This is a genomic window from Streptomyces araujoniae, from assembly GCF_050871195.1.
Lineage (GTDB): Bacteria > Actinomycetota > Actinomycetes > Streptomycetales > Streptomycetaceae > Streptomyces > Streptomyces bacillaris.
The window spans coordinates 6,972,699-6,994,600 of the sequence record NZ_CP194070.1 but is presented as its reverse complement, the minus strand read 5'-3'; the positions used below and the strand labels follow the sequence as shown (position 1 = coordinate 6,994,600).

Annotated in this window: 20 protein-coding genes; 5 read left to right on the top strand and 15 right to left on the bottom strand. The window is 72.3% G+C overall.

Going from position 1 to position 21,902, the window contains the following annotated elements:
* The 13 genes from ACQ9ZG_RS29795 to ACQ9ZG_RS29735 all read right to left on the bottom strand — a co-directional run bounded on the left by ACQ9ZG_RS29795 (position 1) and on the right by ACQ9ZG_RS29735 (position 14,714).
* The gene (locus tag ACQ9ZG_RS29795) at positions 1 to 648 is read right to left on the bottom strand and encodes a phosphorylase family protein (protein ID WP_499281409.1); all 648 of its coding nucleotides are present in this window, start codon (positions 646 to 648) and stop codon (positions 1 to 3) included.
* Positions 648 to 2,648 carry a squalene--hopene cyclase gene (gene shc / locus ACQ9ZG_RS29790; protein ID WP_109917238.1) on the bottom strand — a complete coding sequence of 667 codons (2,001 nt, stop codon included), beginning with the start codon at positions 2,646 to 2,648 and terminating at the stop codon, positions 648 to 650. The genes ACQ9ZG_RS29795 and shc overlap by 1 nt, the downstream gene beginning before the upstream one ends.
* 107 nt (positions 2,649 to 2,755) lie before the next feature.
* Positions 2,756 to 3,859, bottom strand: a complete 1,104-nt coding sequence (locus ACQ9ZG_RS29785) for a polyprenyl synthetase family protein (RefSeq protein ID WP_050451552.1) — start codon at positions 3,857 to 3,859, stop codon at positions 2,756 to 2,758.
* Positions 3,856 to 5,241, bottom strand: coding sequence for a hydroxysqualene dehydroxylase HpnE (gene hpnE / locus ACQ9ZG_RS29780; protein WP_499281408.1), 1,386 nt, complete (start codon positions 5,239 to 5,241; stop codon positions 3,856 to 3,858). Before hpnE ends, ACQ9ZG_RS29785 begins: the two co-directional genes overlap by 4 nt.
* Positions 5,242 to 5,359: 118 nt before the next feature.
* Positions 5,360 to 6,280 carry a presqualene diphosphate synthase HpnD gene (hpnD, locus tag ACQ9ZG_RS29775; protein WP_181006453.1) on the bottom strand — a complete coding sequence of 307 codons (921 nt, stop codon included), beginning with the start codon at positions 6,278 to 6,280 and terminating at the stop codon, positions 5,360 to 5,362.
* 29 nt (positions 6,281 to 6,309) lie between these two features.
* Positions 6,310 to 7,221: a squalene synthase HpnC gene (hpnC, locus tag ACQ9ZG_RS29770; protein WP_028418745.1), complete on the bottom strand. Its 912-nt coding sequence runs from the start codon at positions 7,219 to 7,221 to the stop codon at positions 6,310 to 6,312.
* Positions 7,222 to 7,651: 430 nt separating this feature from the next.
* A complete protein-coding gene (locus ACQ9ZG_RS29765; RefSeq protein WP_018492031.1) occupies positions 7,652 to 8,437 on the bottom strand; it encodes an ABC transporter ATP-binding protein in 786 nt (261 codons plus the stop codon).
* Entirely contained in the window at positions 8,430 to 9,359 is a 930-nt protein-coding gene (locus ACQ9ZG_RS29760; RefSeq protein ID WP_028418744.1) for an ABC transporter permease, read from the bottom strand. The genes ACQ9ZG_RS29765 and ACQ9ZG_RS29760 overlap by 8 nt, the downstream gene beginning before the upstream one ends.
* Positions 9,360 to 9,460: 101 nt before the next feature.
* Positions 9,461 to 10,333 carry a glycosyltransferase family 2 protein gene (locus ACQ9ZG_RS29755; protein WP_109914634.1) on the bottom strand — a complete coding sequence of 291 codons (873 nt, stop codon included), beginning with the start codon at positions 10,331 to 10,333 and terminating at the stop codon, positions 9,461 to 9,463.
* 8 nt (positions 10,334 to 10,341) lie between these two features.
* On the bottom strand, positions 10,342 to 11,121 hold the full coding sequence (locus tag ACQ9ZG_RS29750; protein WP_026238229.1) for a CDP-alcohol phosphatidyltransferase family protein: 780 nt from the start codon (positions 11,119 to 11,121) through the stop codon (positions 10,342 to 10,344).
* The gene (locus ACQ9ZG_RS29745) at positions 11,099 to 12,160 is read right to left on the bottom strand and encodes an iron-containing alcohol dehydrogenase family protein (protein ID WP_018492027.1); all 1,062 of its coding nucleotides are present in this window, start codon (positions 12,158 to 12,160) and stop codon (positions 11,099 to 11,101) included. Before ACQ9ZG_RS29745 ends, ACQ9ZG_RS29750 begins: the two co-directional genes overlap by 23 nt.
* Entirely contained in the window at positions 12,148 to 12,885 is a 738-nt protein-coding gene (locus tag ACQ9ZG_RS29740) for a phosphocholine cytidylyltransferase family protein (protein ID WP_018492026.1), read from the bottom strand. Before ACQ9ZG_RS29740 ends, ACQ9ZG_RS29745 begins: the two co-directional genes overlap by 13 nt.
* Positions 12,882 to 14,714 (bottom strand): DUF5941 domain-containing protein, encoded by a 1,833-nt coding sequence (locus ACQ9ZG_RS29735; RefSeq protein WP_499281407.1) that lies wholly within the window; start codon positions 14,712 to 14,714, stop codon positions 12,882 to 12,884. Before ACQ9ZG_RS29735 ends, ACQ9ZG_RS29740 begins: the two co-directional genes overlap by 4 nt.
* A gap of 319 nt (positions 14,715 to 15,033) precedes the next feature.
* Between ACQ9ZG_RS29735 and galE the strand changes: the two genes are divergently transcribed.
* The 4 genes from galE (at position 15,034) to idi (ending at position 19,419) form a co-directional block, all read left to right on the top strand.
* Entirely contained in the window at positions 15,034 to 16,023 is a 990-nt protein-coding gene (gene galE, locus ACQ9ZG_RS29730; RefSeq protein ID WP_109916963.1) for a UDP-glucose 4-epimerase GalE, read from the top strand.
* A 158-nt stretch (positions 16,024 to 16,181) separates the two neighbouring features.
* A complete protein-coding gene (locus ACQ9ZG_RS29725; protein WP_028418740.1) occupies positions 16,182 to 17,123 on the top strand; it encodes a cation diffusion facilitator family transporter in 942 nt (313 codons plus the stop codon).
* 289 nt (positions 17,124 to 17,412) lie between these two features.
* A complete protein-coding gene (locus tag ACQ9ZG_RS29720; protein WP_499281406.1) occupies positions 17,413 to 18,678 on the top strand; it encodes a GNAT family N-acetyltransferase in 1,266 nt (421 codons plus the stop codon).
* Between the two features lie 147 nt (positions 18,679 to 18,825).
* On the top strand, positions 18,826 to 19,419 hold the full coding sequence (gene idi, locus ACQ9ZG_RS29715) for an isopentenyl-diphosphate Delta-isomerase (RefSeq protein WP_018492021.1): 594 nt from the start codon (positions 18,826 to 18,828) through the stop codon (positions 19,417 to 19,419).
* A 188-nt stretch (positions 19,420 to 19,607) separates the two neighbouring features.
* Here idi and ACQ9ZG_RS29710 read toward each other — a convergent pair whose 3' ends face one another.
* Positions 19,608 to 20,063 (bottom strand): ATP-binding protein, encoded by a 456-nt coding sequence (locus ACQ9ZG_RS29710; RefSeq protein WP_078562645.1) that lies wholly within the window; start codon positions 20,061 to 20,063, stop codon positions 19,608 to 19,610.
* Between the two features lie 146 nt (positions 20,064 to 20,209).
* Positions 20,210 to 20,932, bottom strand: coding sequence for an HdeD family acid-resistance protein (locus ACQ9ZG_RS29705; RefSeq protein ID WP_181398096.1), 723 nt, complete (start codon positions 20,930 to 20,932; stop codon positions 20,210 to 20,212).
* A gap of 80 nt (positions 20,933 to 21,012) precedes the next feature.
* Here ACQ9ZG_RS29705 and ACQ9ZG_RS29700 point away from each other — a divergent pair, with 80 nt between their 5' ends.
* The gene (locus ACQ9ZG_RS29700) at positions 21,013 to 21,789 is read left to right on the top strand and encodes an enoyl-CoA hydratase/isomerase family protein (RefSeq protein WP_415738420.1); all 777 of its coding nucleotides are present in this window, start codon (positions 21,013 to 21,015) and stop codon (positions 21,787 to 21,789) included.
* Positions 21,790 to 21,902: the final 113 nt, after the last annotated feature.

Below are 21,902 nucleotides of genomic sequence, written 5' to 3'. Positions count from 1 at the left end.
TCACCTCCTGGGGAGCAGTAAAGATCGGTGCCATTCGTAGAAAGCGGGAAGGACGGCACGGAGAACACGGAAGGCCGATATTCCACCGCGGACCGTGCCGATACGGACCAGCTCATGCTCTGGAGCGTCCACGACCACCCGGACGGCCGCAACCGGGCGCGGCCCGTGGCACAGGGCGGTGCGCAGTGTCGCGGCGGACTCCATGTCCACGGCGATGGCCCCGGTGGCCCGCAGCGCGGCTCTCTCGGGGCCGCGGACGACGTGGTCGGAGCCGGTCAGGGGGCCGGTGTGGACGGTGGCGCCGGGGACGGCCCTGGCCAGGGCGGCGACCAGCAGTCCGGTGCCGGTGCAGGGGGTGGCGCCGTCCGCGTCCCGGGCCTCCTCGGCGACGACCAGGTCCCCGGGGTGCATCCCGGGGGCCAGGCCCGCGCAGAAGCCGGAGGCGATGACGGCGGCCTCGGGGGCGCCACCGGGGGCGAGGGCGGCCGCCACGGCCGCCTCCGCCGCCCGGGGGCCCATTCCGGTCCGCAGGACCCGGACCGGGCCCGCGGGACGCCTGCCGCTGCGCAGGGCCACCTGTTCGATGCCCAGCGCGCAGGCGACCAGCAGCGGTGTCTGGTGGCTCCCGGGCCCCGGTGCGCCGGCCATCAGGCGCCCTGGGCGGCGCCCGTACGGTCGGCGAACGGGTCGCCGTACACGTAGCGCCCGAGTGCCGTGAGGGGGAAGACCTGGCGGTAGAGGTGGTAGTTGATGGAGAAGTCCCAGGGGAAGCCGGTGCCGGTGAAGTACGGCTCGTCCCAGGAGCCGTCGGCCTGCTGGGCCTCGGTCAGCCAGGTGACCCCGCGGGTGACGGCGACGCTGTCGCGGCGGCCGGCCGCCAGCAGGGCGAGCAGGGCCCAGGCGGTCTGGGAGGCGGTGGACTCACCGTGCCCGATCCACTTCTCCTCCCGGTACGAGCGCAGGTCCTCGCCCCAGCCGCCGTCGTCGTTCTGCACGGACTCCAGCCACTCCACCGCCCGGCGGACCGAGGGATGGGCGGCGGGCAGTCCGGCGGCGATCAGGGCGGGGACCACCGACCCGGTCCCGTAGACGTAGTTGACGCCCCAGCGCCCGAACCAGGCGCCGCACGCCTCCTGTTCGGCGAGCAGCCACTCGATGCCCCGTCGCGTACGGGGGTGCCGGGCGCGCCCCTCGACGGCGAGCATCTCCACCACGTGGCCGGTGACATCGGCCGACGGCGGGTCGATGACCTCGCCGAAGTCGCAGAAGGGCAGCCGGTTGGGGAAGGAGCTGGTGTTGTCGGCGTCGAAGGCGCCCCAGGCCCCGTTGCGGGACTGCATCCCGAGGTTCCAGCGGACCCCGCGCTCGATGGCGGCCTCCACCCGGGCGGGGTCGGGGTGGCGGACCCGGCGCAGCGCCAGGACGACTTCGGCGGTGTCGTCGATGTCCGGGTAGTTGTCGTTGTGGAACTCGAACGCCCAGCCTCCGGGGGCGAGTTCGGGCTTGCGTACGGACCAGTCGCCGGGCCGGGTGATCTCCTCGGCCAGCATCCAGTCGGCGGCCTTCACCAGCGCCGGGTGGTCGGGTCTGAGTCCGCCGTCGACCAGGGCGATGGTGGCCAGGCAGGTGTCCCAGACGGGCGACTGGCAGGCCTCGACCATCCGGGCGCCGTCCTCGCGGTGGACGGCGAACCGGTCCAGCGAGGCGAGGCCCGCCTTCATCACCGGGTGGTCCAGGTCGTAGCCGAGGAGGTGCAGGGCGATGAGGGAGTAGACGGCCGGGGGCTGGATGCCGCCCCAGCAGCCGTCGTTCTCCTGGCGTTCGACGATCCAGCGGGCCGCCACGTTCATCGCGATGCGGCGCAGCGGGCGCGGGGCGACCTTGTGGTAGAGGTGCAGCCCCTTGTCCAGGCGCTGGAAGAGTCCGTCCCAACTGACCGCCGGAGCCAGCTTCCTGGACGGGTTGGGGCGGGCCGGGTCGGTGTGCAGCTCGTCCAGGGCGAAGGGCGCGGGCCGCACGGGGCGCTTCGCGGAGACGACGGTCAGGGGGACGATGGTCTGCCGGGCCCAGCAGCCGAAGTCGTAGATGTTGAGCGGGACCCAGGAGGGCAGGAACATCAGCTCGGGCGGGAGCTCGGGGAGGTCGTCCCACTTCCACCAGCCGAAGAGCGCCAGCCAGATGCGGGTGAAGACCCGGGCGGCCGCGATGCCGCCCTGTTCCCTGATCCAGGAGGCGGCGCGGGCCATGTGGGGTGCGTCCGGGGCGTCCCCGGCCAGCCGCAGGGCCACATAGGCCTCGATGGTCGCGGAGAGGTCGCTCGGTCCGCCGTAGAAGGTGTTCCAGGTGCCGTCACCCAGTTGCTCGCCCCGGATGAAGAGGGCGGCGGCGCGGGTGGTCTCCGGGTCCTGGATGCCCAGGAACTGGCGCAGGAGCAGGTCCTCGGCGTCCATCGTGACGTTGGTGGCGAGGTCCCCCTTCCACCAGCCCTGCTCGTCCTGTCTGCCGAGAAGGTGCTCCACGGAGCTTTCGGCGGCCCGCCGCGCTGCGGCGAGCACCTCGTCCGGGGCGAGGGTCGTGCGGTCCGGATGTCCTGTCGTGGTCGCGGAGAGTTCCGCGGCCCCGGCGGGTCCGTCAGTCGTCGCTGTCATGAGCTTCCCCTTACGTGCAGTGGTTTCTCTGCTGTGCTGGGGTCTCCGTCGGCCGACGCCCCGGGCGGGGCGTCGGCCGGCGACTGCGCGTCATATACGGGTGCTGGTCATCTCTTCCGCACCACCACGAAGTCCGCGAGCGCGGTGAGCTGCGCCCGTACCTGATGTGGCATGTCGACACCGTGCAGCGCCTCGATGGCGACCGCGTGCTGCCGACGGGCTTCCTGGGCGGTCCACTCGCGGCCGCCCGCCTCCTCGATGAGCGCCGCGCGGGCGGCGAACTCCTCCTCGGAGAAGCTGTCGAAGTCGTTGCTCTTGGCGTCGGCGGCGAGCAGCTCCCCGAGCCGCTCGGAGGCCGGACCGCCCGCGGCGAGCGCGGCGACGACCGGGAGGGACTTCTTGCGCTGGCGCAGGTCGCTCCAGGTCTGCTTGCCGGTGGCCTCCGGGTCGCCCCAGATACCGAGCAGGTCGTCGACGGCCTGGAAGGCGAGGCCCAGGTGGTAGCCGTACGCCTCCAGGGTGTCGGCGGTACGGTCGTCGGCGCCGCCGAGCACCGCGCCGATGGAGACCGCGCAGGCCAGCAGGGCGCCGGTCTTGTTGCCCTCCATCTCCAGGCACTCCTCGACGGTGACCCGCTCGCGGTGCTCGTAGGAGATGTCCTGGGCCTGCCCGTCGATGAGCTTGCGGGTGGCCGAGGTCAGCCGGCGGGCCGCGCGGCCCGCCTCGACCGTGCCCAGCTCCAGCAGCAGGTCGTAGGCGAGGGCGAAGAGCGCGTCGCCGACCAGGATCGCCTGGGCGGGGCCGTGCACCTTCCATACGGTGTCGCGGTGGCGGCGCTGTTCGTCGCCGTCCATCAGGTCGTCGTGCAGCAGCGAGAAGTTGTGCACGAGTTCGACGGCGACGGCGCCGGGGACGCCCGCCTCGGCGGGGGCGCCGGCCGCCTCGGCCGACAGCAGGGCGAGCGCGGGGCGCACGGCCTTGCCGCCGTCACCGTCCGCGGGCCGTCCCTCGGCGTCGATCCAGCCGAAGTGGTAGGCCGCGACGGTGTCCATGGGCGGCGCCAGCCGGTCCACGGCGGCCCGCAGCACCGGCGCTGACAGGGCTCGTCCGCGCTCCAGAAGCGCGGTGACGTCCGTGGTCTGGTCCACGGTGTCGGAAGCCGGATTCGCCGGGGTCACTGACTCTCCTCTTGTTCCGGTGGTACTGCTCATGCCGCCTCCTGCAGCGGATGTCCTTGGGGGCGGCCGAGGTCGTGGAGGGCCGCGTCGGCGGCCTGGGAGCCGCTGCGCACGGCACCCTCCATCGTCGCGGGCCAGCCGGTGTCGGTCCAGGCTCCCGACAGGTGCAGCCCGGCCGCCCGCGTACGGGGGCCGGGGCGCAGCCGGCCGGTGCCCGGGGCGGGCGCGAAGGTGGCGGTGCGCTCGCGGGTGACGAAGAAGTCCCGGATGCCCGCGCCGCGTGCGGCGGGCAGCAGCCGCTCCAGCTCGGGGAGGTAGCGCTCCCGCAGCTCGGCGACGGGCAGGTCGATCTCGTCCTGGGCGGCGGACTGGGAGACCGCCAGATACTGGCCGGGGCCCTGCAGCCCCGAGGAGTGCGTACGGTCGAAGACCCACTGGACCGGGGAGCCGATCGCGGCGAAGAACGGGCGGCGCAGCACCTTGCGGTCGTAGATCACGTGCACGTTGAGGATGGGCGCGTTGTCGATGTCGAGCAGCAGGTCCGGCTCGTCCAGGGCGCCGGCGGGCAGCAGGTCGTGGGTCTCGTGCTGGGGCACGGCGAGGACGACGGTGTCGGCGGTGAGCCGCTCCCCCGCCGTCTCGACGCTCCAGCGGCCGTCCTCGGTACGGGTGAGGGACCCCGCCTTGGCGCGCAGCTCGGTGCGGACGCCCGCGGTGTCCAGGGCCTTGCGGGCGAGGGTGTCGTGCAGTTCGCCGAGCGGCACGGTGGCCCAGCCGATGTCGGCGGCGCCGGGTTCGGAGAGCAGGCCGGTCTTGAAGACCTTCGCGGCGAGCGCCATGGAGGCGTTCGGCGCGGTGGCGTTCAGGGTGGCGACGCCGACGAGGTCCCAGAGGGCCTCGACGGTGCGGTCGGACTGGCCGTGCCGCTTCAGCCAGGTGGCGAAGTCGATCTCGTCGAGGGCCGGGTCGGCGGGGTCGAGGCGGCCGAGCGCGAGGGCGGCGCGGCCGACGTTCGCCTTCTCCGCGAGGGAGAGGTGCGGATAGGCGGCGAGCCCTCCGGCGAGGTGCAGCGGTACGGGCAGCCCGGTGCGGCGGATCCGGCCGAGGCGGGGTCCGGCGGCGCGGCCGATGTCCAGGACGGGGACGTCCAGACGGTCCTGGAGGGGGGCGAGGTGGGCGCCGTCGATGCGGTCGAGGAACCAGCGGTAGCCGGTGCAGCAGCGCAGGTAGACGTGCTGTCCGTTGTCGACGGTGAGGTCGCCGCGCTGGAAGGAGAAGGCGAGGCCGCCGAGGCGGGGCCGCCCTTCCAGCAGGGTGACGTCGAGTCCGGCGTCGGCGAGGCGGAGGGCCGCCGTGATGCCGGCCAGTCCGCCGCCGACGACGACCGCGACGGGGCGCGGTGTCTCGTCGCTCATGCCTGCCCCTCTCGCCGGGCCGTCACCGGTCGCCGGGTCGTCCCGGTAGAGATCGTCGCAGTCGTGGACGCGTGCGGCCACCCGAGGGTTGACCGGGCGCCCGGCCCGCCGGAACGCATCAGGCTCGCCCCCGGGAGGTCAGCCGGGAGACATGGCGGGCGTCCAGGCCGGAGAGGCCGCGCACCGCGACGTACGCCTTCTCGTGGCCGGGCAGCGAGACCCGGCCGCGCAGCACGGCCTCCGGGTCGCGCTCGATCCGGTCCAGCAGGCGGCGGTAGATCCCGGCCATGGCGGCGACACAGGCGCCGCTGCGGCGGTCCAGCATGGGCAGCAGGCGGTATCCCTCGGCGAAGAGGGTCCGGGCCCGGCGGACCTCGAAGTGGATCAGGCCCGCGAAGTCGGAGCCGGGCGGCGGGGTGGTGCGGTGGAAGCCGGCGGAACAGCCGAATTTGGCCAGGTCGTCGGCGGGGAGGTAGGTGCGCCCGTTGCCGGCGTCCTCGCGGACGTCGCGCAGGATGTTGGTGAGCTGGAGGGCGAGGCCGAGGGTGTCGGCGTACTCGGAGGCCCGCTCGGCGCCGGGTGCGCCCGGTTCCGTGCCGAAGACCCCGAGGCTGAGGCGGCCGATGGCACCGGCGACGCAGCGGCAGTAGGTCTTCAGGTCGTCCCAGGTCTCGTACGTGGCGCCGCGGACGTCCATCAGGACGCCGTCGATCAGCTCGTCGAGGCCTTCCAGCGGCAGCGGGAAGCGGCGGGCGGCGTCGGCGAGGGCGACGGCCACCGGGTCGGTGTCGTCCTCCTCGACCTTGCCGTGCCGGATCCGGTCGAGCAGTTCGCGGGTGCTCTCCAGCCGGGTCCGCTTGGTCGCCGGGTCCAGCTCGCCGTCACCGATGTCGTCGACGCGACGGGAGAAGGCGTACAGCGCCGACATGGCCTGCCGCTTCTCGTACGGCAGCAGCCTGATGCCGTAGGCGAAGTTGCGGGCCTGCTGCCCGGTGACGGCCTCGCAGTAACTGTATGCGGCCTGGACCGGCGGCGACATGTGCGTCGTCTGTCCCTCCACGGTCAAGCTCACCTCTCTCTACGCGCTCTTCGCAGGACGACTGCGACTTCGCGCAGCATGCTCGGCTTGGTGGGCTTGGGCGGCCCCGGCAGTACGTCGAACCCGGCGGCCGAGATCGCGGTGAGGGCGGAGCGTCCGCCGCCGACGAAACCGGCGAGCAGGATCCTGAGCCTGCCGTCGACGCTGCCCACGAGGGGGGTGCCCTCGTTCAGCAGCTCGCTCGCGCGTTCGGATTCGTACGCGATCAGGGCGCGGACCGAGGCGCCGGCGGTGGGTCGGGCCAGGTCGGCCTCGGTGACACGGAAGCGGTCCATGTCCTCGGCGGGCAGATAGATCCGGTCGCGGGCGAGGTCCTCGGCCACGTCCTGCAGGTGCTCGACGATCTGGAGCGCCGTGCAGACCGCGTCGGAGCGGCGGACCCGTTCCGGGCTGGTGGTGCCGGTGAGGGCGAGGACCAGGCGGCCGACCGGGTTGGCGGAGAGCTCGCAGTAGGCGGCCAGCTCCTCGTAGGTGCCGTAGCGGCGGACCTTCTGGTCCTGCCGGTTGGCCTCGATCAGCCCGAGGAAGGGTTCGGGGGTGAGCGCGCGGCGCCGCACGGTGGGGCGCAGGGCGCTCATCAGGGGGTGGTGCGGCTCCTGGCCGGTGGCGGCGAAGACCCGGTGCAGGTCGGCTTCGAGGGCGTCGAGCATGGCGAGCCGGTCGTCGCTCTGCTCGGGCTCCAGGCCCAGGTGGCGGGCGTCGGCACCGCCGGGGGCGAGGTCGCCGTCACCGATGTCGTCGACGAGCCGGGCGAAGCCGTAGACCGCCATCAGGTCGTCGCGCCAGGCGCGGGGCAGGAAGAAGGGGGCCACGGGGAAGTTCTCGTCCGCGGCCTTGCCGAGGGTGGCGTCGCCGGTGCGCGCCTGCGGGGTGGAGGTCACTGCGGACCGCCCGGCGCGGGGACGGCGGGACCACGTCGGAGCTGGAGATTTTCCGTCATTGCCGTCACATCTCCCGTTCTACACTGCTGACCCAAAACATCCCTTTTCGGACACGCCGCTCGTTCTTCCGAGTGCACTGCGGCACAGCGGGCGGAGCGCCGGGGGCGTATCGCCCCACTTGCCATGAATCAGCACCGCTACAGCCTACGTTGTGCAGCTCACAGGGGTGCGGCGGGGTGGAGCGGCCCGCGGCGGCGGCAGGGTGCCGCACGTCAACCTTCTCCGTACGTCGGCGGGTTGACGTCATCCGCCGGGAGGAGATCACCCCCGGAGGCGTACTGCGGGGGGCCTCCGCCGGGCCGTGCAACGCCCCGCACACCGCTGCGGCCCCCACCGGAACGGTCCGGCGGAGGCCACAGTGGCTGGGAAACTACTTGCCCGTCTCGCGTTCGTACGCCTTGAGGACTTCCTCGGTGGGGCCGTCCATCAGCAGCTCGCCCTTCTCCAGCCAGAGCGCGCGGTCGCAGGTGTCCCTGATCGACTTGTTGTTGTGGCTGACCAGGAAGACCGTGCCCGCCTCCTTGCGGAGTTCACGGATCCGCGCCTCGGAGCGGACGCGGAACTTGTGGTCACCCGTGGCCAGCGCCTCGTCGATCATGAGGACGTCGTGGTTCTTGGCGGCGGCGATGGAGAAGCGCAGCCGCGCCGCCATGCCGGAGGAGTACGTGCGCATCGGAAGGGTGATGAAGTCCCCCTTCTCGTTGATGCCGGAGAAGTCCACGATCTCCTGGTAGCGGGAGCGGATCTCGGCCTGGGACATGCCCATGGCCAGGCCGCCCAGCACCACGTTGCGCTCACCGGTCAGGTCGCTCATCAGCGCCGCGTTCACACCGAGCAGCGAGGGCTGCCCGTCGGTGTAGACCCGGCCGGACTCCGTCGGCAGCAGACCGGCGATGGCCCGCAGCAGTGTCGACTTGCCGGAGCCGTTGGTGCCGATGAGGCCGATGGCCTCGCCCCGGTAGGCGGTGAAGGAGACGCCGCGCACGGCGTGCACCTTCCTGACCCCGCGCTGCTCGCCCTTGCCGCGGCGCAGCATCCGGCTCAGCGCCGCGGTGGCGCTGCCCCGGCCGCCCCCACCGCCGTTGACCCGGTAGACGATGTGGACGTCATCGGCGATGACCGTGGGAGTCCGTCCCTGCGTGTTGTCCTCAGCCACGGCCGTACCGTTCCTCTGCCTTCCAGAAATACACGAATCCCACGGCGCCCAGCAGCAGGGCCCAGCCGAGGCCGACGGCCCAGACGTGGTCCGGCAGGTTCTCGGAGCCGTATCCGTCGATCATGGCGAAGCGGACCAGGTCCATGTAGACGGCCGCCGGGTTGTACTGGAGCACGTCGGCGATCCACTGCGGCTTGTCCTTGAGCATCACCGGGATGGAGAACATGACGCCCGAGGCGTACATCCAGGTGCGCATGATGAACGGCATCAGCTGCGCGAGGTCGGGGGTCTTGGAGCCGAGCCGCGCCATGATGAGGGCGAGGCCGGTGTTGAAGACGAACTGGAGGATCAGGGCGGGGATCACCAGGAGCCACGAGAGCGAGGGGTAGCTGCCGAAGATGATGGCCACCGTGACCAGCACGATCATCGAGAAGAGCAGCTGCTGGAGCTGCTGGAGCGAGAACGAGACGGGGAGCGAGGCCCGGGGGAAGTGGAGGGCCCGGACCAGTCCGAGGTTGCCGGAGATCGACCGGACTCCCGCCATCACGGAGCTCTGGGTGAAGGTGAAGACGAAGACGCCGGTGACGAGGAACGGCACGAAGACGTCGTCGGGGATCCCCTCCCTGGTCCCCAGGATCAGTCCGAAGATCAGGTAATAGACACAGGCGTTCAGGAGAGGGGTGACCACCTGCCACAGCTGGCCCAGTTTGGCCTGGCTGTACTGAGCGGTCAGCTTCGCCCTGGAGAAGGCCAGGATGAAATGTCGCCGGCCCCAGAGCTGTCGCACGTATTCGAACAGCCCGGGCCGGGCACCGCTCACGGTCAGGCCGTACTTGGCGGCCAGCTGAGCCGGGCCGAGGCCCTCGTCGGCGGACGGCGGGGTCCCGAGGGCTACCCCACCGTCGTGGGTCGTGTCACTCACAAGTTGAAACTCTCGTCTTCACGCGCAGCCAGTCGCGGGCGCGGCTCAGGCGGACAGGTTCCGGAAAGAAAATACGCCTCATGGTCTCAGAGGACAGAGTCTCAGATGACCGGAGGTCGGCCCAGCCTCGTCAGCCGCCACACCGTACGCCACTTCATCGGGCGGCGGGGTCCGCAGGGCGTCGACCAGCCTTCCCGGAAACCGCCGAACCAGGCCTTCAGCGCGGGCGGCGACGGGCGCCTGACCAGGGTGAGCAGCAGCCAGACCCCCAGGTAGAGCGGGATCAGCGGGGCGGGCAGATTGCGGCGGGCCAGCCAGACCCGGTTCCGGGCCACCATGCGGTGGTAGACCGCGTGCCGGGAGGGGGCCGTGGTGGGGTGGTGCAGCACCAGGTCCGCGCGGTAGTCGATCATCCAGCCCGCGTCCAGCGCCCGCCAGGCGAGGTCGGTCTCCTCGTGGGCGTAGAAGAACTCCTCGGGCAGCGGGCCGACCTCGGCGAGGACCTTGGTGCGTACGGCGTTGGCGCCGCCGAGGAAGGTCGTGACCCGCGAGGAGCGCAGCGGGTCGGCCGCCCGGAGCCGGGGCACGTGCCGGCGCTGGGTGGTGCCCGTGTCGGGGTCGGTGATCCGGAAGGTGAGGATGCCGAGCCCCGGGTCCGACTCGAACGCCCGCCGGCACAGCTCGGCGGTGCCCCGGTCGGGCAGCAGCCCGTCGTCGTCGAGGAAGAGCAGGGCGTCCACCTCGGCGCCGGAGGGGCCGAACGCCTCGATGCCGATGTTCCGGCCGCCGGGGATGCCCAGGTTCTCGGGCAGTTCCACGGTCCGCACCCCGGGCGGGAGGTCCGGGACCGGGGCGCCGTTGCCGACCACCACGACCTCGATCCGGTCCCCGTCCTGGGCGGCGACCGAATCGAGGAGGGCGCGGAGTTCGTCCGGGCGGTTGCCCATGGTGATGATCACCGCGCCCAGTTTCATGGCTGGGGTCACTTCAGCCTGCTGGACGCCAGGACGGAGACGAGGTGCAGCAGGGTCTGCAGCAGCGCGATCCCGGCCAGGACGGCCGTGGCCAGGCGGGTGTAGAAGAGGTCGCCGCCGATGGTGTCGACGATCGCCACCAGCAGGATCAGCAGCGAGGCCTCGATCCCGAGGATCAGCCGGTGGAACTTGAGCGCTCCGGCCGCCCGGCGGGCCAGTGCCATGCCGGACGAGCGCGGCTCGGAGGCCGACTCCTTGACCGGCGGCAGCCCTCCCTGGTGGCGGGCCACCCCGACCAGGTCCGTCTCGGCCTTGATCAGGATCGCGCCGAGGGCGGCCAGGGTGCCGAGGAAGGCCCAGAGCCAGTCCGTCCGGCCCTCGCCCCAGATGTCCGCGGCGCGCAGGCCGAGGCCGACGAGGACCGCAGCGTCGCAGAGGTAGGCCGCGACCCGGTCCAGGTAGATCCCGCTGAGGGAGTACTGCTTCTTCCAGCGGGCCAGCTCGCCGTCCACACAGTCGAACAGCAGGTAGAGCTGGACCATCAGCACACCGAGCAGGGCGCCCGGGATGCCCGGCACCAGGAGGGCCGGGGCGGCGAGGACGGCGGCCAGGGTCATGACGTACGTGACCTGGTTCGGCGTCACCCGGGTGTTCACCAGGTAGCGGTCCACCCGCAGGGAGACCTCGCGCATGTACAGCCGCCCGGCCCAGTGCTCGCCGCTGCGCCGGTCCTTCACCCCGGCCGGGTGCACGACCGGGCGGAGTTCAGCTACTGATGGTCTTGGCATAGTCGGCGTACGCGTCCCTGATCTGGTCGGTGGACAGGTTGAGGTGCTCCAGGACCGTGAAGCGCCCGGGGCGCGTCTGCGGCGCGTAGTCGACGGCCCGGACGAACTCGTCCACGGTGAACCCGATCTCCTCGGGCAGGACCGGCAGGCCGTGGCGGCGCAGTATCGATGCCATCAGGAGGGACTCCTGGTGGGCACCGCGCAGATGCATGGCGAAGCAGGCGCCGAGGCCGACCTGCTCGCCGTGGCTGGCCGCGCGCTGGGGGTAGAGCAGGTCGAAGGCGTGGTTGATCTCGTGGCAGGCGCCGGAGGCCGGACGCGAGTCCCCCGCGACCGACATCGAGATGCCGGTCAGCACGAGCCCCTCGGCCAGCACCTTGAGGAAGGAGTCGTCACCGACCCCGCCCGGGTGGCGCAGCACGGCCTCGCCGGCCTGGCGGGCCATCGCGGCCGCGAGACCGTCGATCTCCTCGCCGTTGACCTCGTGCGCCAGCTCCCAGTCGGCGACGCAGGAGATGTTGGAGATCGCGTCCCCGATGCCGGAGCGGACGAACCGGACCGGCGCCTCACGGATCACGTCGAGGTCGATGACCACGGCGATCGGGGTGGGCACCCCGTAGGAGCCGCGCCCATTGTCGTTGTCCAGCGTGGCGACCGGCGAGCAGAGGCCGTCGTGCGAGAGGTTCGTCGCGACGGCGACCATGGGCAGCCCGACCCGCGCCGCGGCGTACTTCGCCACGTCGATGATCTTGCCGCCGCCGAGGCCCACCACGGCGTCGTAACGGTTGCCCTTGATGCCGTCCGCGAGCTTCACCGCGGAGTCGATCGTCCCGTCGGAGACGGGGTACCAGTCGGCGCCCGGCAGGTCCGGGGCGAGCCGCTCCTTGAGGGCGCGCCCGGAGCCGTCACTGATCGCGACGGCGAGCCGGCCGGAGGAGGAGATCCGCTGATCGGCCAGGAGACCCGCCAGATCGTCCATGGCGCCGCGCCGGATGTCGACGACGACCGGGGACGGAATGAGCCGGGTCAGTACTGGCACGCGATTTCACGGCCCTTCTTCAGGTCGTCGTGGTTGTCGATCTCGACCCAGGTCACGGTGCCGATGGGGGCCACGTCGACGGTGAAGCCGCGGTTGGCCAGCTCCTGGTAGCCGTCCTCGTAGTAGAGGTCGGGGTCGCGCTCGAAAGTGGTCTTCAGCGCGTCCGCCAGCTCCTCGGCGGCCTCTCCCTCGATGAGGGTGACGCCGATGTACTCGCCGGTGGCGGAGGCCGGGTCCATCAGCTTGGTGATGCGCTGGACGCCCTTGCCCTCCTCGACTATGACCTTCATCTCCTCGTCCGCGAGGGTCTTCTCGGTGTCGAGGGCGAGGATGATCTTCTGGCCCTTGCCGCGGGCCTCCAGGAGGGTCTTCTCGACGGAGACCGGGTGGACGGTGTCGCCGTTGGCGAGGATCACGCCGCGCTTGATGACGTCACGGGCGCACCACAGGGAGTAGGCGTTGTTCCACTCCTCGGCCTTGTCGTTGTCGATGAGCGTGATGGTGAGGCCGTACGTGGCCTCCAGCTCGGCCTTGCGCGCGTAGACGGCTTCCTTGCGGTAGCCGACGACGATCGCGACCTCGGTCAGTCCGACCGCCGCGAAGTTGGCGAGGGTGAGGTCGAGGACCGTCTTGTCGCCGTCGACAGGGACGAGCGCCTTGGGGAGCGTGTCCGTGTAGGGGCGCAGACGTCGTCCTGCACCGGCTGCCAGTACGAGGCCGATCATGCGAGTTCTCCTTCGTCGTGTACGGCGGGGGCCGAGGAGGACACCCAGAAGCGGATGGACTCCACGAGCACCACCAGAGCCACGGCCACCGCGAGGGCGGTGAGCGCGGTGGTGAAACCTGAGGCGTGGGTGAGTACGGCGGCGAGGACGGCCACCAGCGCGGTGCGGCCCTCGTGTCCACCGATCGTCCGCACCAGCCACCGGGGCGGCGCGCCGGTGCCACCGCGGATGCGGTACACCGTGTCGTAGTGATGGTAGGCGACGGCCGAAACCAGTCCGAAGGCCGCGGGAACGGCGTGGGGGACGTCACTGCGCGCGGCCAGCACCAGGATCGTGACGTACTCGGCGGCCCGGAAGACCGGCGGCACCAGCCAGTCCAGCGCGCCCTTGAGCGGGCGGGCGACGGCGAGGCCGGAGAGGAGCACGTACACCCCGGCGGCGGCGACGGTGAGCCAGCTGCCGTACGGGAGGAAAAGCGCCGAGCCGACCATCACGAGCGCCCCGAGCAGGGCCGCGGCGGGGACCGTGAACGCGCCCCGGAGGCCGGGGGCGACGGCGGCGACGGCCTGGGCGAGCGGTCCCGAGTCGGCCAGGTCCGCCAGGGCCTGCGCGGCCCGGTCGGTGCGCCGGGCCTTGCGGGTCAGCGAGCGCAGCAGGCGGCCCGCCGTGGTGTAGCAGGCGGCGAGGGAGCAGCCGACGAGCAGGGCGTAGAAGACGATGCGCGGGGTGGTCAGAGCCGTGAGCACGGCGATCATGGCCCAGCGCTCACCGATCGGCAGCACGATCATCCGGCGCGCCCAGACCGTCCAGCCGACGCTGTCGAGCTTGTTGGAGAGGGCGGCGGTGGGGCTGGTGTTGGCGACCGCGTCGTGGTTGGCCTCGTTGAACGAGAAGTCCACGACATGGCGGCAGGCCTGGAGGACCATCGCGCCGAGCGCCAGGGTCCAGACGTCGTCACCGCCGCGTACGGCGCCGATGGCGAGGCCCGCGTAGAACGCGTACTCCTTGGCCCGGTCGAAGGTGGCGTCCAGCCAGGCGCCCATCGTGGAGTACTGCAGCGAGTAGCGGGCGAGCTGCCCGTCGGTGCAGTCGAGCACGAAGGAGACCAGGAGCAGGAGCCCGGCCGCGATGTAGCCGCCGCGGGTTCCGGTGGCCGCCGCGCCCGCCGCGATGAGCGCGGTGACCAGGGACGCGGTGGTGACCTGGTTGGGGGTGAGGCCCCGGCGGGCGCACCAGCGGGCGATGTAGCGGGAGTAGGGGCTGATGCAGAAGGTGGTGAAGAACCCGTCGTGGGCCTTGACCGCGCTGCGCAGCCGTACCGCCTCGTCGTCGACCGAGGTGAGCCCGGCCACGGCGGCGGCCTCCTGCTCGGCGTCGGCGGGGACGGCCGCGACCAGGGAGCCGAGTGCGGGGCGGTGTACGGGGGTGCCCTCGGCCTCCAGCGCGGCGGCGATGCGGCCGGGGAGGGTGGGGTCCTCGGGTGCCGCGTCGGCCACGGGGGCGGCCGTCCGACCGGTCGCCCGGCCGTCCGCCGGCTCCGCGCCGGTCTCCGCTCCGGTTTCCGGGGCGGCTTCCGGTGCGGCGGTGGGGGCCCCGGCGACTACCGCCGCGGTGGTGCGCTGCAGGGCGCGCACCAGGGCCGGGCGGGCCTCCGCCTGGGCGGTGAGCGCGCCGGCGACGGCGGCGGCGGGGAAGCGCGGGTCGGTCAGTCCGAGCCGCAGCGCGTGGACGTGGCCCACGAAGCGCGGGTCGACGAGGGCGACCCGGCGGCCGGCCGGGACGGCGGCGAGGAGTGCTGCGGCGTCACCGGCGTCGGCGGCGGTGAGCACGTCGAAGCCCAGGGACCGCAGGTCGTCCGCGAGCGACGAGCCGGGTACCGGCGTACCGGTGAGGATGGCGGTCGACAGACGAACTCACTCCTTGGCACTGACGGGGTGGACGACACACGGCAGCACGGCCACGAGGCGGGCCGGCGGCATGTCGGCTGAGGTTATCGGATGTACGGAAGGGCGAGTTCACCACCCGTTTGTGCGCCGTTCGGGTGGTCATGGTCGGCCCGGTTCCGTCCGCGATCATCATCGACGATCGATGCCCCGCCCCACAAACCGCGCGCGGGTCACGGCCGCAGGGGCCCTTAGGCTGGCCGACATGACATGGCTGATCACAGGCGGGGCGGGATACATCGGGGCACACGTGGCGCGGGCCATGGCCGCGGCGGGAGAGCGGGTCGTGGTGCTCGACGACCGCTCCTCGGGGGTCGTCGAGCGGCTGCCGGACACCGTCACGCTGGTGGAGGGCCGGATCGCGGACCGGGCGCTGCTGGACCGGGTGCTCGCCGAGCACCCGGTGAGCGGTGTGGTGCACCTCGCGGCGAAGAAGCAGGTCGGTGAGTCGGTGGAGCGGCCGCTGCTGTACTACCGGGAGAACGTCGCCGGGCTGGGGGTGCTGCTGGAGGCCGTGGTCGCGGCGGGGGTGCGGCGCTTCCTCTTCTCGTCGTCGGCGGCCGTCTACGGCGTACCGGATGTGGATCTGATCACGGAGGAGACGCCGTGCCTGCCGATCAACCCGTACGGGGAGACCAAGCTCGCGGGTGAGTGGCTGGTGCGGGCGGCCGGGAGGGCACACGGAATCTCCACCGCCTGTCTGCGGTACTTCAACGTGGCGGGCGCGGCCGGGCCCGAGCTGGCGGACACCGGGGTCTTCAACATCGTCCCGATGGTCTTCGACCGGCTGACGCGCGGCGAGGCCCCCCGGATCTTCGGCGCCGACTACCCGACGCCCGACGGCACCTGCGTCCGCGACTACATCCATGTGGCCGACCTGGCCGAGGCCCATCTCGCCGTCGCGCGGAAGCTGGCCGGGCGCGAGGGCGGCGACCTGACGCTGAACGTCGGCCGGGGCGAGGGCGTCTCGGTACGGGAGCTGGTCGACGTGATCCGCGAGGTGACCGGGTACCCGGTGGAGCCGGTGGTCGAACCGCGGCGGGCCGGGGACGCGCCGAGGGCGGTGGCGTCGGACGCGCTGATGGTCCGGGAGCTGGGGTGGACGGCCCGCCGGGACGTCCGCTCGATGGTGGAGTCGGCGTGGGAGGGGTGGTGCCTGCGTCATCCCCAGGCCCGCCCCGGGACCCGTAGATGATCACCTCATCGCTCTGACCTGCGGAACGTTTCCGCAGGTCAGAGCATATGACAACGGTGTTCAGTACCGTGTTGCCCGATACCCCCCACCCGTAGTTCACTGGGCCGCGTCGGGCGGTTTCGCCCCGGCGCTGTCGCAGGGACCTGGAGGCGTTTCGCATGGGGGCTGGCCACGACCACGGGCACACGCACGGCGGACCGCCCCCGACCGGAACGGCGGCCGCCGCCTACCGGGGCAGGCTCCGCGTCGCCCTGACGATCACGCTGAGCGTGATGGTCATGGAGATCGTCGGCGGGGTGCTCTCCGACTCGCTCGCTCTGATCGCGGACGCCGCCCACATGGCCACCGACGCCCTGGGCCTCGGGATGGCGCTGCTCGCCATCCACTTCGCCAACCGCCCCGCCGGGCCGAACCGCACCTTCGGCTTCGCCCGTGCCGAGATCCTGGCGGCGCTCGCCAACTGCCTGCTGCTGCTCGGCGTGGGCGCCTTCCTGATCTTCGAGGCGGTCGACCGGTTCATCACCCCGGCCGAGACGAAGGGCGGCCTGGCGATCATGTTCGCGGCCGTCGGCCTGGTGGCCAACATCGTCTCCCTCTCCCTGCTGATGCGCGGGCAGAAGGAGAGCCTGAACGTGCGCGGCGCCTATCTGGAGGTGATGGCGGACACCCTGGGCTCGGTGGCGGTGATCGTCTCGGCGGGCATCATCATGGCGACCGGCTGGCAGGCCGCCGACCCGATCGCCTCCCTGGTGATCGGCCTGATGATCGTCCCCCGCACGGTGAAGCTGCTGCGGGAGACCCTGAACGTGCTGCTGGAGGCGGCGCCCAAGGGGGTGGACATGGCGGAGGTACGGGCGCACATCACGGCACTCCCCGGCGTCCTGGGCGTCCACGACCTGCACGCCTGGACGATCACCTCGGGGATGCCGGTGCTCTCGGCCCATGTGGTGGTGCGCCAGGAGATGCTGGACTCGATAGGGCACGAGAAGGTGCTCCACGAGCTGCAGGGCTGCCTCGGGGACCACTTCGACGTGGAGCACTGCACCTTCCAGCTGGAGCCGAGCGGTCACGCGGAGCACGAGGCGCGCCTCTGCCACTGAGGCCAAAGGAGCGGGCTGCCGCCGAGGGCCGGAGGACCGGGTCGGGGGCGGCGGCGGTGCTATGGTGGTCTCGCTGAGACGTTCGAGTCTCACGCGGACGTCCCGGACGGACCGGGAGCCTTTTCGACGGGCCCTTTCGAGAGGAGCTGAGGTTGATGACGGTCGCGACGACGCCTTCCCGGCGCGGCAATCGTTCTTCCCTCATCTCCCGGGTCTCCGGCTAGGTCCGCTTCTCTCCACCTCTCCTCCGGATCGAGTCGGGACCCTCAACACCTCAAGGGTTCCCCCGTTGACCGAGAACACCGACGCCTCGCGTACCGAGGCGTTCTTCACCCTGCACCACCGTCTCCCCCGGCAGAGCCCCGGCTCCGACACCACCACGCGCCGGCTGCTCGCCCAGGCCGGTCCGCTCCCCGACCGTCCGCGCGTCCTCGACCTGGGCTGCGGTCCGGGCCGCGCCTCCCTGCTGCTCGCCGCCGAGGCGGGCGCCGAGGTGACCGCGGTCGACCTGCACCAGCCGTTCCTGGACGAGCTGCGTGAGGCGGCCGACGCGCGCGGTCTGGGCGACCGCATCCGTACGGTCCGGGCCGACATGGGCGACCTCACCGGCCCCGCCTTCCCGGCGGGCTCCTTCGACCTGATCTGGGCCGAGGGGTCGGCGTACTGCATCGGCTTCGCCACCGCCGTACGCGACTGGCAGCGGCTGCTGGCCCCCGGCGGCACGATGATGATCTCCGAGTGCGTCTGGACCACGGACGCGCCCTCGGCCGGGGCGCGCGCCTTCTGGGACCGCAACGGCTCCCTGCGCACCCTGCCCGGGACCACGGCGGCGGCCGTCGCGGCGGGCTGCACGGTCCACGCGGTGCTGCTCCAGCCCGACAGCGACTGGGACGCGTACTACGGGCCGCTCGCCGAGCGGGTGGCGAGCGCCGACCCGGCGGTTCCCGGTATGGAGTGGGCGCTCGCGGCCACCCGTGAGGAGCTGGCCGTACGGCGTGCGCACGGCGCGGAGTACGGCTACGCCGCGTACGTGCTCCGCCCGGCCGACCCCCGCTGGACCACCCGGCCGGAGACGGCCGCGGACCGGGAGGCGGTGCACGCGGTGAACGCCGCCGCGTTCCCGACCCGGGACGAGGCCGACCTGGTGGACGCCCTGCGGGCCGACGCCGGGGCCTGGCTGCCGGAGCTGTCGTACGTCGCGGAGGCTCCGGACGGGTCCGTGGCGGCGTACGCGCTGCTGACCCGGTGCCGGATCGGGGACGCCCCGGCGCTCGCGCTGGCCCCGGTGGCCACCTCTCCCGCCTACCAGCGGCAGGGGGCCGGACAGGCGGTGGTGCGGGCGGCGCTCGATGCGGCCCGGGTGCGCGGGGAAGCGCTGGTGGTGGTGCTCGGTGAACCCGAGTACTACGCGCGCTTCGGTTGCGTACCCGCTTCCACCTACGGGATCCGGCCAGGTTTCGAGGTGCCGGACGAGGCGATGATGGCACTGGTGCTGGACGATTCCGTCCCGGTTCCGACCGGCATGATCCGTTATCCGGTCGCCTTCGGGGTCTGAAACACCGTCCGCCCCGCCGCGCACACCCCGTGCGGCGGGGCGGACATGCCCGGACCCGAAGTACGGACAAGCGGCTTTTGTACGGCAGACTTGGCCGGACTCGAGGGGTCCGGCGCACGAGGCCGGGAACCAAAGCGAAGGATGGGTATGCCGACCACACCAGCCACCGCGACGCACAGCTCGTCGAACGGCACCGCAGAAGCGATCATGCTCGAACTGGTCGACGAGAACGGCACCACCATCGGCACCGCGGAGAAGCTGGCGGCCCACCAGGCCCCCGGGCAGCTGCACCGCGCGTTCTCCGTCTTCCTCTTCGACGAGCAGGGACGGCTGCTGCTCCAGCGCAGGGCGCTCGGCAAGTACCACTCCCCCGGTGTCTGGTCCAACACCTGCTGCGGGCACCCCTACCCGGGCGAGGCCCCCTTCGCGGCGGCCGCCCGGCGTACGTACGAGGAGCTGGGGATCGCGCCCTCGCTGCTCGCGGAGGCCGGCACGGTCCGCTACAACCACCCGGACCCGGCATCGGGCCTGGTGGAGCAGGAGTTCAACCACCTGTTCGTGGGGATGGCCCAGAAGGAGCCGGCGCCGGACCCGGAGGAGGTCGGGGAGACGGCCTTCGTGACGGCGGCGGAGCTGGCGGAGCGGCACGCCGAGGCGCCCTTCTCGGCCTGGTTCATGACGGTGCTGGACGCGGCGCGCCCGGCGATCCGCGAGCTGACGGGGCCGTCCGCGGGCTGGTGACCCGGGCGCCGGCGCACCGGCTCCCGCGCCGGTGGCGTACGTGTCTCCGCGGCCGGGTGCGTGCTTCCTCGCGCGCCGGTCGCGTACGCACCCTCGCGGTCATGTACGCACCCTCGCGCACGGGTCGCGTACCGGCCTCGCGCGGGTCGCTGACCTGCCCGCGCGCCGCTCGCGTCCGTACCGGGCGGTCAGAGCCTCGTCTTCAACGGCAGGGCGGCCCAGATGGTCTTGCCGCCGCTCGCGGTGTGCTCCACGTCGCAGCTGCCGCCCGCCTCGGCGGTGATCTCCTTGACCAGCAGCAGCCCGCGGCCGCCCGTCTGGGCGTAGTCCGTCTCCAGCGCGGTCGGGCGGTAGGGGTGGCTGTCCTCGACCGAGACCCTGACCCAGTCGGCGCCGATGGCCACCTCGACCGCCAGCTCCGGCGAGAGCAGCGCCGCGTGCTTGACGGCGTTGGTGACCAGCTCCGAGACGATCAGCAGCAGCCCCTGCAGGATGTCGTCCTCGATCGGCACGCCCTGGCGGCCGATGAGGTCGCGCACGGCGTGCCGGGCCTGGGGCACGGAGACGTCGACGGCGGGGGCGGTGAAACGCCACACCCCCTCGTACGACACGGGATCGGCAGGGGGGCTCCCTAGGCTCTCCATTGTCCGGCACCAGCTCTCACTCGCACTGCACTGACCGTCGAGTAAAGAGTGTTGGGAATGGCTTGGTCCGTACCGTGCCACTGATCGGAAATAGCTGCGTATCGGCGCTATTCGACCAAGGGTGCGCGGAACTGCCGGACAGGGGACTACTTCTGACCGTCTCCCGGGGCCTTGGGCGGACTGTCCGTAGCCGGGGCGGGTGCATCGAGCCGTCCGGCCCCCCGGTCGTCGGGCCGGTCGCCGCCCCGGTCGTCGAGCCGGTCCGACACCATGCTGACGATGCGCCGGCCGCCGATCCCGATGGCGATGAGTCCGAGGCCGTCGAAGAGCAGGGCCAGCGAGAAGAAGACACCGAGGACGTACAGGCTGCTGTGCGGCCAGTCGAACAGCACCAGCAGACCCAGCAGCAGCCCGAAGGCGCCTTGCAGCAGGGTCCAGCCCATCTGCGGCCCCCGGACGACCACGCTGCCGACCAGCCGGAACACCCCGCCGGTCAGGAAGAGCAGCGCCGCGAACATGGTCAGCGCCTCGGCGGTGCCCTCGGGATGCCGGATGACCACGACACCCGCGGCGAGGTTCAGGGCGGCGACCACGACACCGAGCCAGAAGTAGTTGGTGCCGCGCGACTCGATCGCGTGCGCCAGGGCGACGAGGCCGCCGATCAGCAGCAGCCAGCCGAAGAGCAGCATCGAGGTGAGGGTGGCGACGCCCGTGTAGATCAGCCCGACGACGCCCGCGATCACCAGCAGGGTGCCGAGGAAGGCGAGCCAGCCGAAACTGCGGCTCAGCTTTCTGCCCTCGGCGGCGGGGCCGTGTCCGGCCCCCTTGGCGACTCCGCGCCTACGGCCTCCGGCACTGGGTCCGTTCATCGACAGCTCCTCACGGTGCGTGTCCGCTTCGCGACCCCTTCTTGATCATAGGTTCGAACCGTACGGATAGCATCCGGCGCATGGACCGTACGGAACCCCAGCTGCTCAGCTCCGTGGACGGCGGTGTCGCCACCGTCGTGATCAGCCATCCCGCCAAGCGCAACGCCATGACCGCCGCGATGTGGCGCGGCCTGCCGGAGCTGCTGGAGCGGCTGGCCGCCGACCCGGCGGTCCGGGTGCTGGTGCTGACGGGCGCCGGGGACACCTTCTGCGCCGGGGCCGACATCTCCACGCTGCGGGAGAGCGCCGGAGAGGCCAGGGCGCTCGCGGTGGCGGCGGAGGAGGCGCTGGCGGCCTTTCCCCGGCCGACGCTCGCCGCCGTGCGCGGCTTCTGCGTGGGCGGCGGCAGCCAGCTCGCGGCCGCCTGCGATCTGCGGTTCGCGCAGGAGGGCGCCCTGTTCGGCGTGACGCCCGCCAAGCTCGGCATCGTCTACGCGTCCTCCTCCACCCGGCGGCTGGTCGCCCTGGTGGGCCCGGCCACGGCGAAGCACCTGCTCTTCTCCGGTGAGCTGATCGGCACGGAGCGGGCCCTGCGCACCGGGCTGGTGGACGAGGTGCTGCCGGACCGCGCCGGACTGGACGGGCGGGTGGCGGCGTACGCCGGTGTGCTGGCCTCGCGCTCCCAGCTGACGCAGGCGTCGGCCAAGGAGTTCGCGGCGGGGCGCCGGGACCGGGACGCGTACTGGACCGCCGAGGCACGCTCCAGCGGCGACACCGCGGAGGGGGTCGCCGCCTTCCTGGAGCGACGGGAGCCGAAGTTCACGTACACGACGGGAGGCGCGGGGCCCGCCGGGTGATGCGGGGCCCGCCGGGTGATGCGGCGCCCACCGGGTGATGCGGCGCCCACCGGGTCACGCGGCCGATCGGGCCCTCCGGGGGCGATACCGGGCCGTGCCCAGGTTCTCGCCGG

Coding starts and splice junctions, on each gene's coding strand:
- ACQ9ZG_RS29795 (WP_499281409.1), bottom strand. CDS start 648: ATGGCCGGCGCACCGGGGCCCGGGAGCCACCAGACACCGCTGCTGGTC.
- shc (WP_109917238.1), bottom strand. CDS start 2,648: ATGACAGCGACGACTGACGGACCCGCCGGGGCCGCGGAACTCTCCGCG.
- ACQ9ZG_RS29785 (WP_050451552.1), bottom strand. CDS start 3,859: ATGAGCAGTACCACCGGAACAAGAGGAGAGTCAGTGACCCCGGCGAAT.
- hpnE (WP_499281408.1), bottom strand. CDS start 5,241: ATGAGCGACGAGACACCGCGCCCCGTCGCGGTCGTCGTCGGCGGCGGA.
- hpnD (WP_181006453.1), bottom strand. CDS start 6,280: ATGTCGCCGCCGGTCCAGGCCGCATACAGTTACTGCGAGGCCGTCACC.
- ACQ9ZG_RS29755 (WP_109914634.1), bottom strand. CDS start 10,333: ATGAAACTGGGCGCGGTGATCATCACCATGGGCAACCGCCCGGACGAA.
- ACQ9ZG_RS29750 (WP_026238229.1), bottom strand. CDS start 11,121: ATGCCAAGACCATCAGTAGCTGAACTCCGCCCGGTCGTGCACCCGGCC.
- ACQ9ZG_RS29740 (WP_018492026.1), bottom strand. CDS start 12,885: ATGATCGGCCTCGTACTGGCAGCCGGTGCAGGACGACGTCTGCGCCCC.
- galE (WP_109916963.1), top strand. CDS start 15,034: ATGACATGGCTGATCACAGGCGGGGCGGGATACATCGGGGCACACGTG.
- ACQ9ZG_RS29725 (WP_028418740.1), top strand. CDS start 16,182: ATGGGGGCTGGCCACGACCACGGGCACACGCACGGCGGACCGCCCCCG.
- idi (WP_018492021.1), top strand. CDS start 18,826: ATGCCGACCACACCAGCCACCGCGACGCACAGCTCGTCGAACGGCACC.
- ACQ9ZG_RS29710 (WP_078562645.1), bottom strand. CDS start 20,063: ATGGAGAGCCTAGGGAGCCCCCCTGCCGATCCCGTGTCGTACGAGGGG.
- ACQ9ZG_RS29705 (WP_181398096.1), bottom strand. CDS start 20,932: ATGAACGGACCCAGTGCCGGAGGCCGTAGGCGCGGAGTCGCCAAGGGG.
- ACQ9ZG_RS29700 (WP_415738420.1), top strand. CDS start 21,013: ATGGACCGTACGGAACCCCAGCTGCTCAGCTCCGTGGACGGCGGTGTC.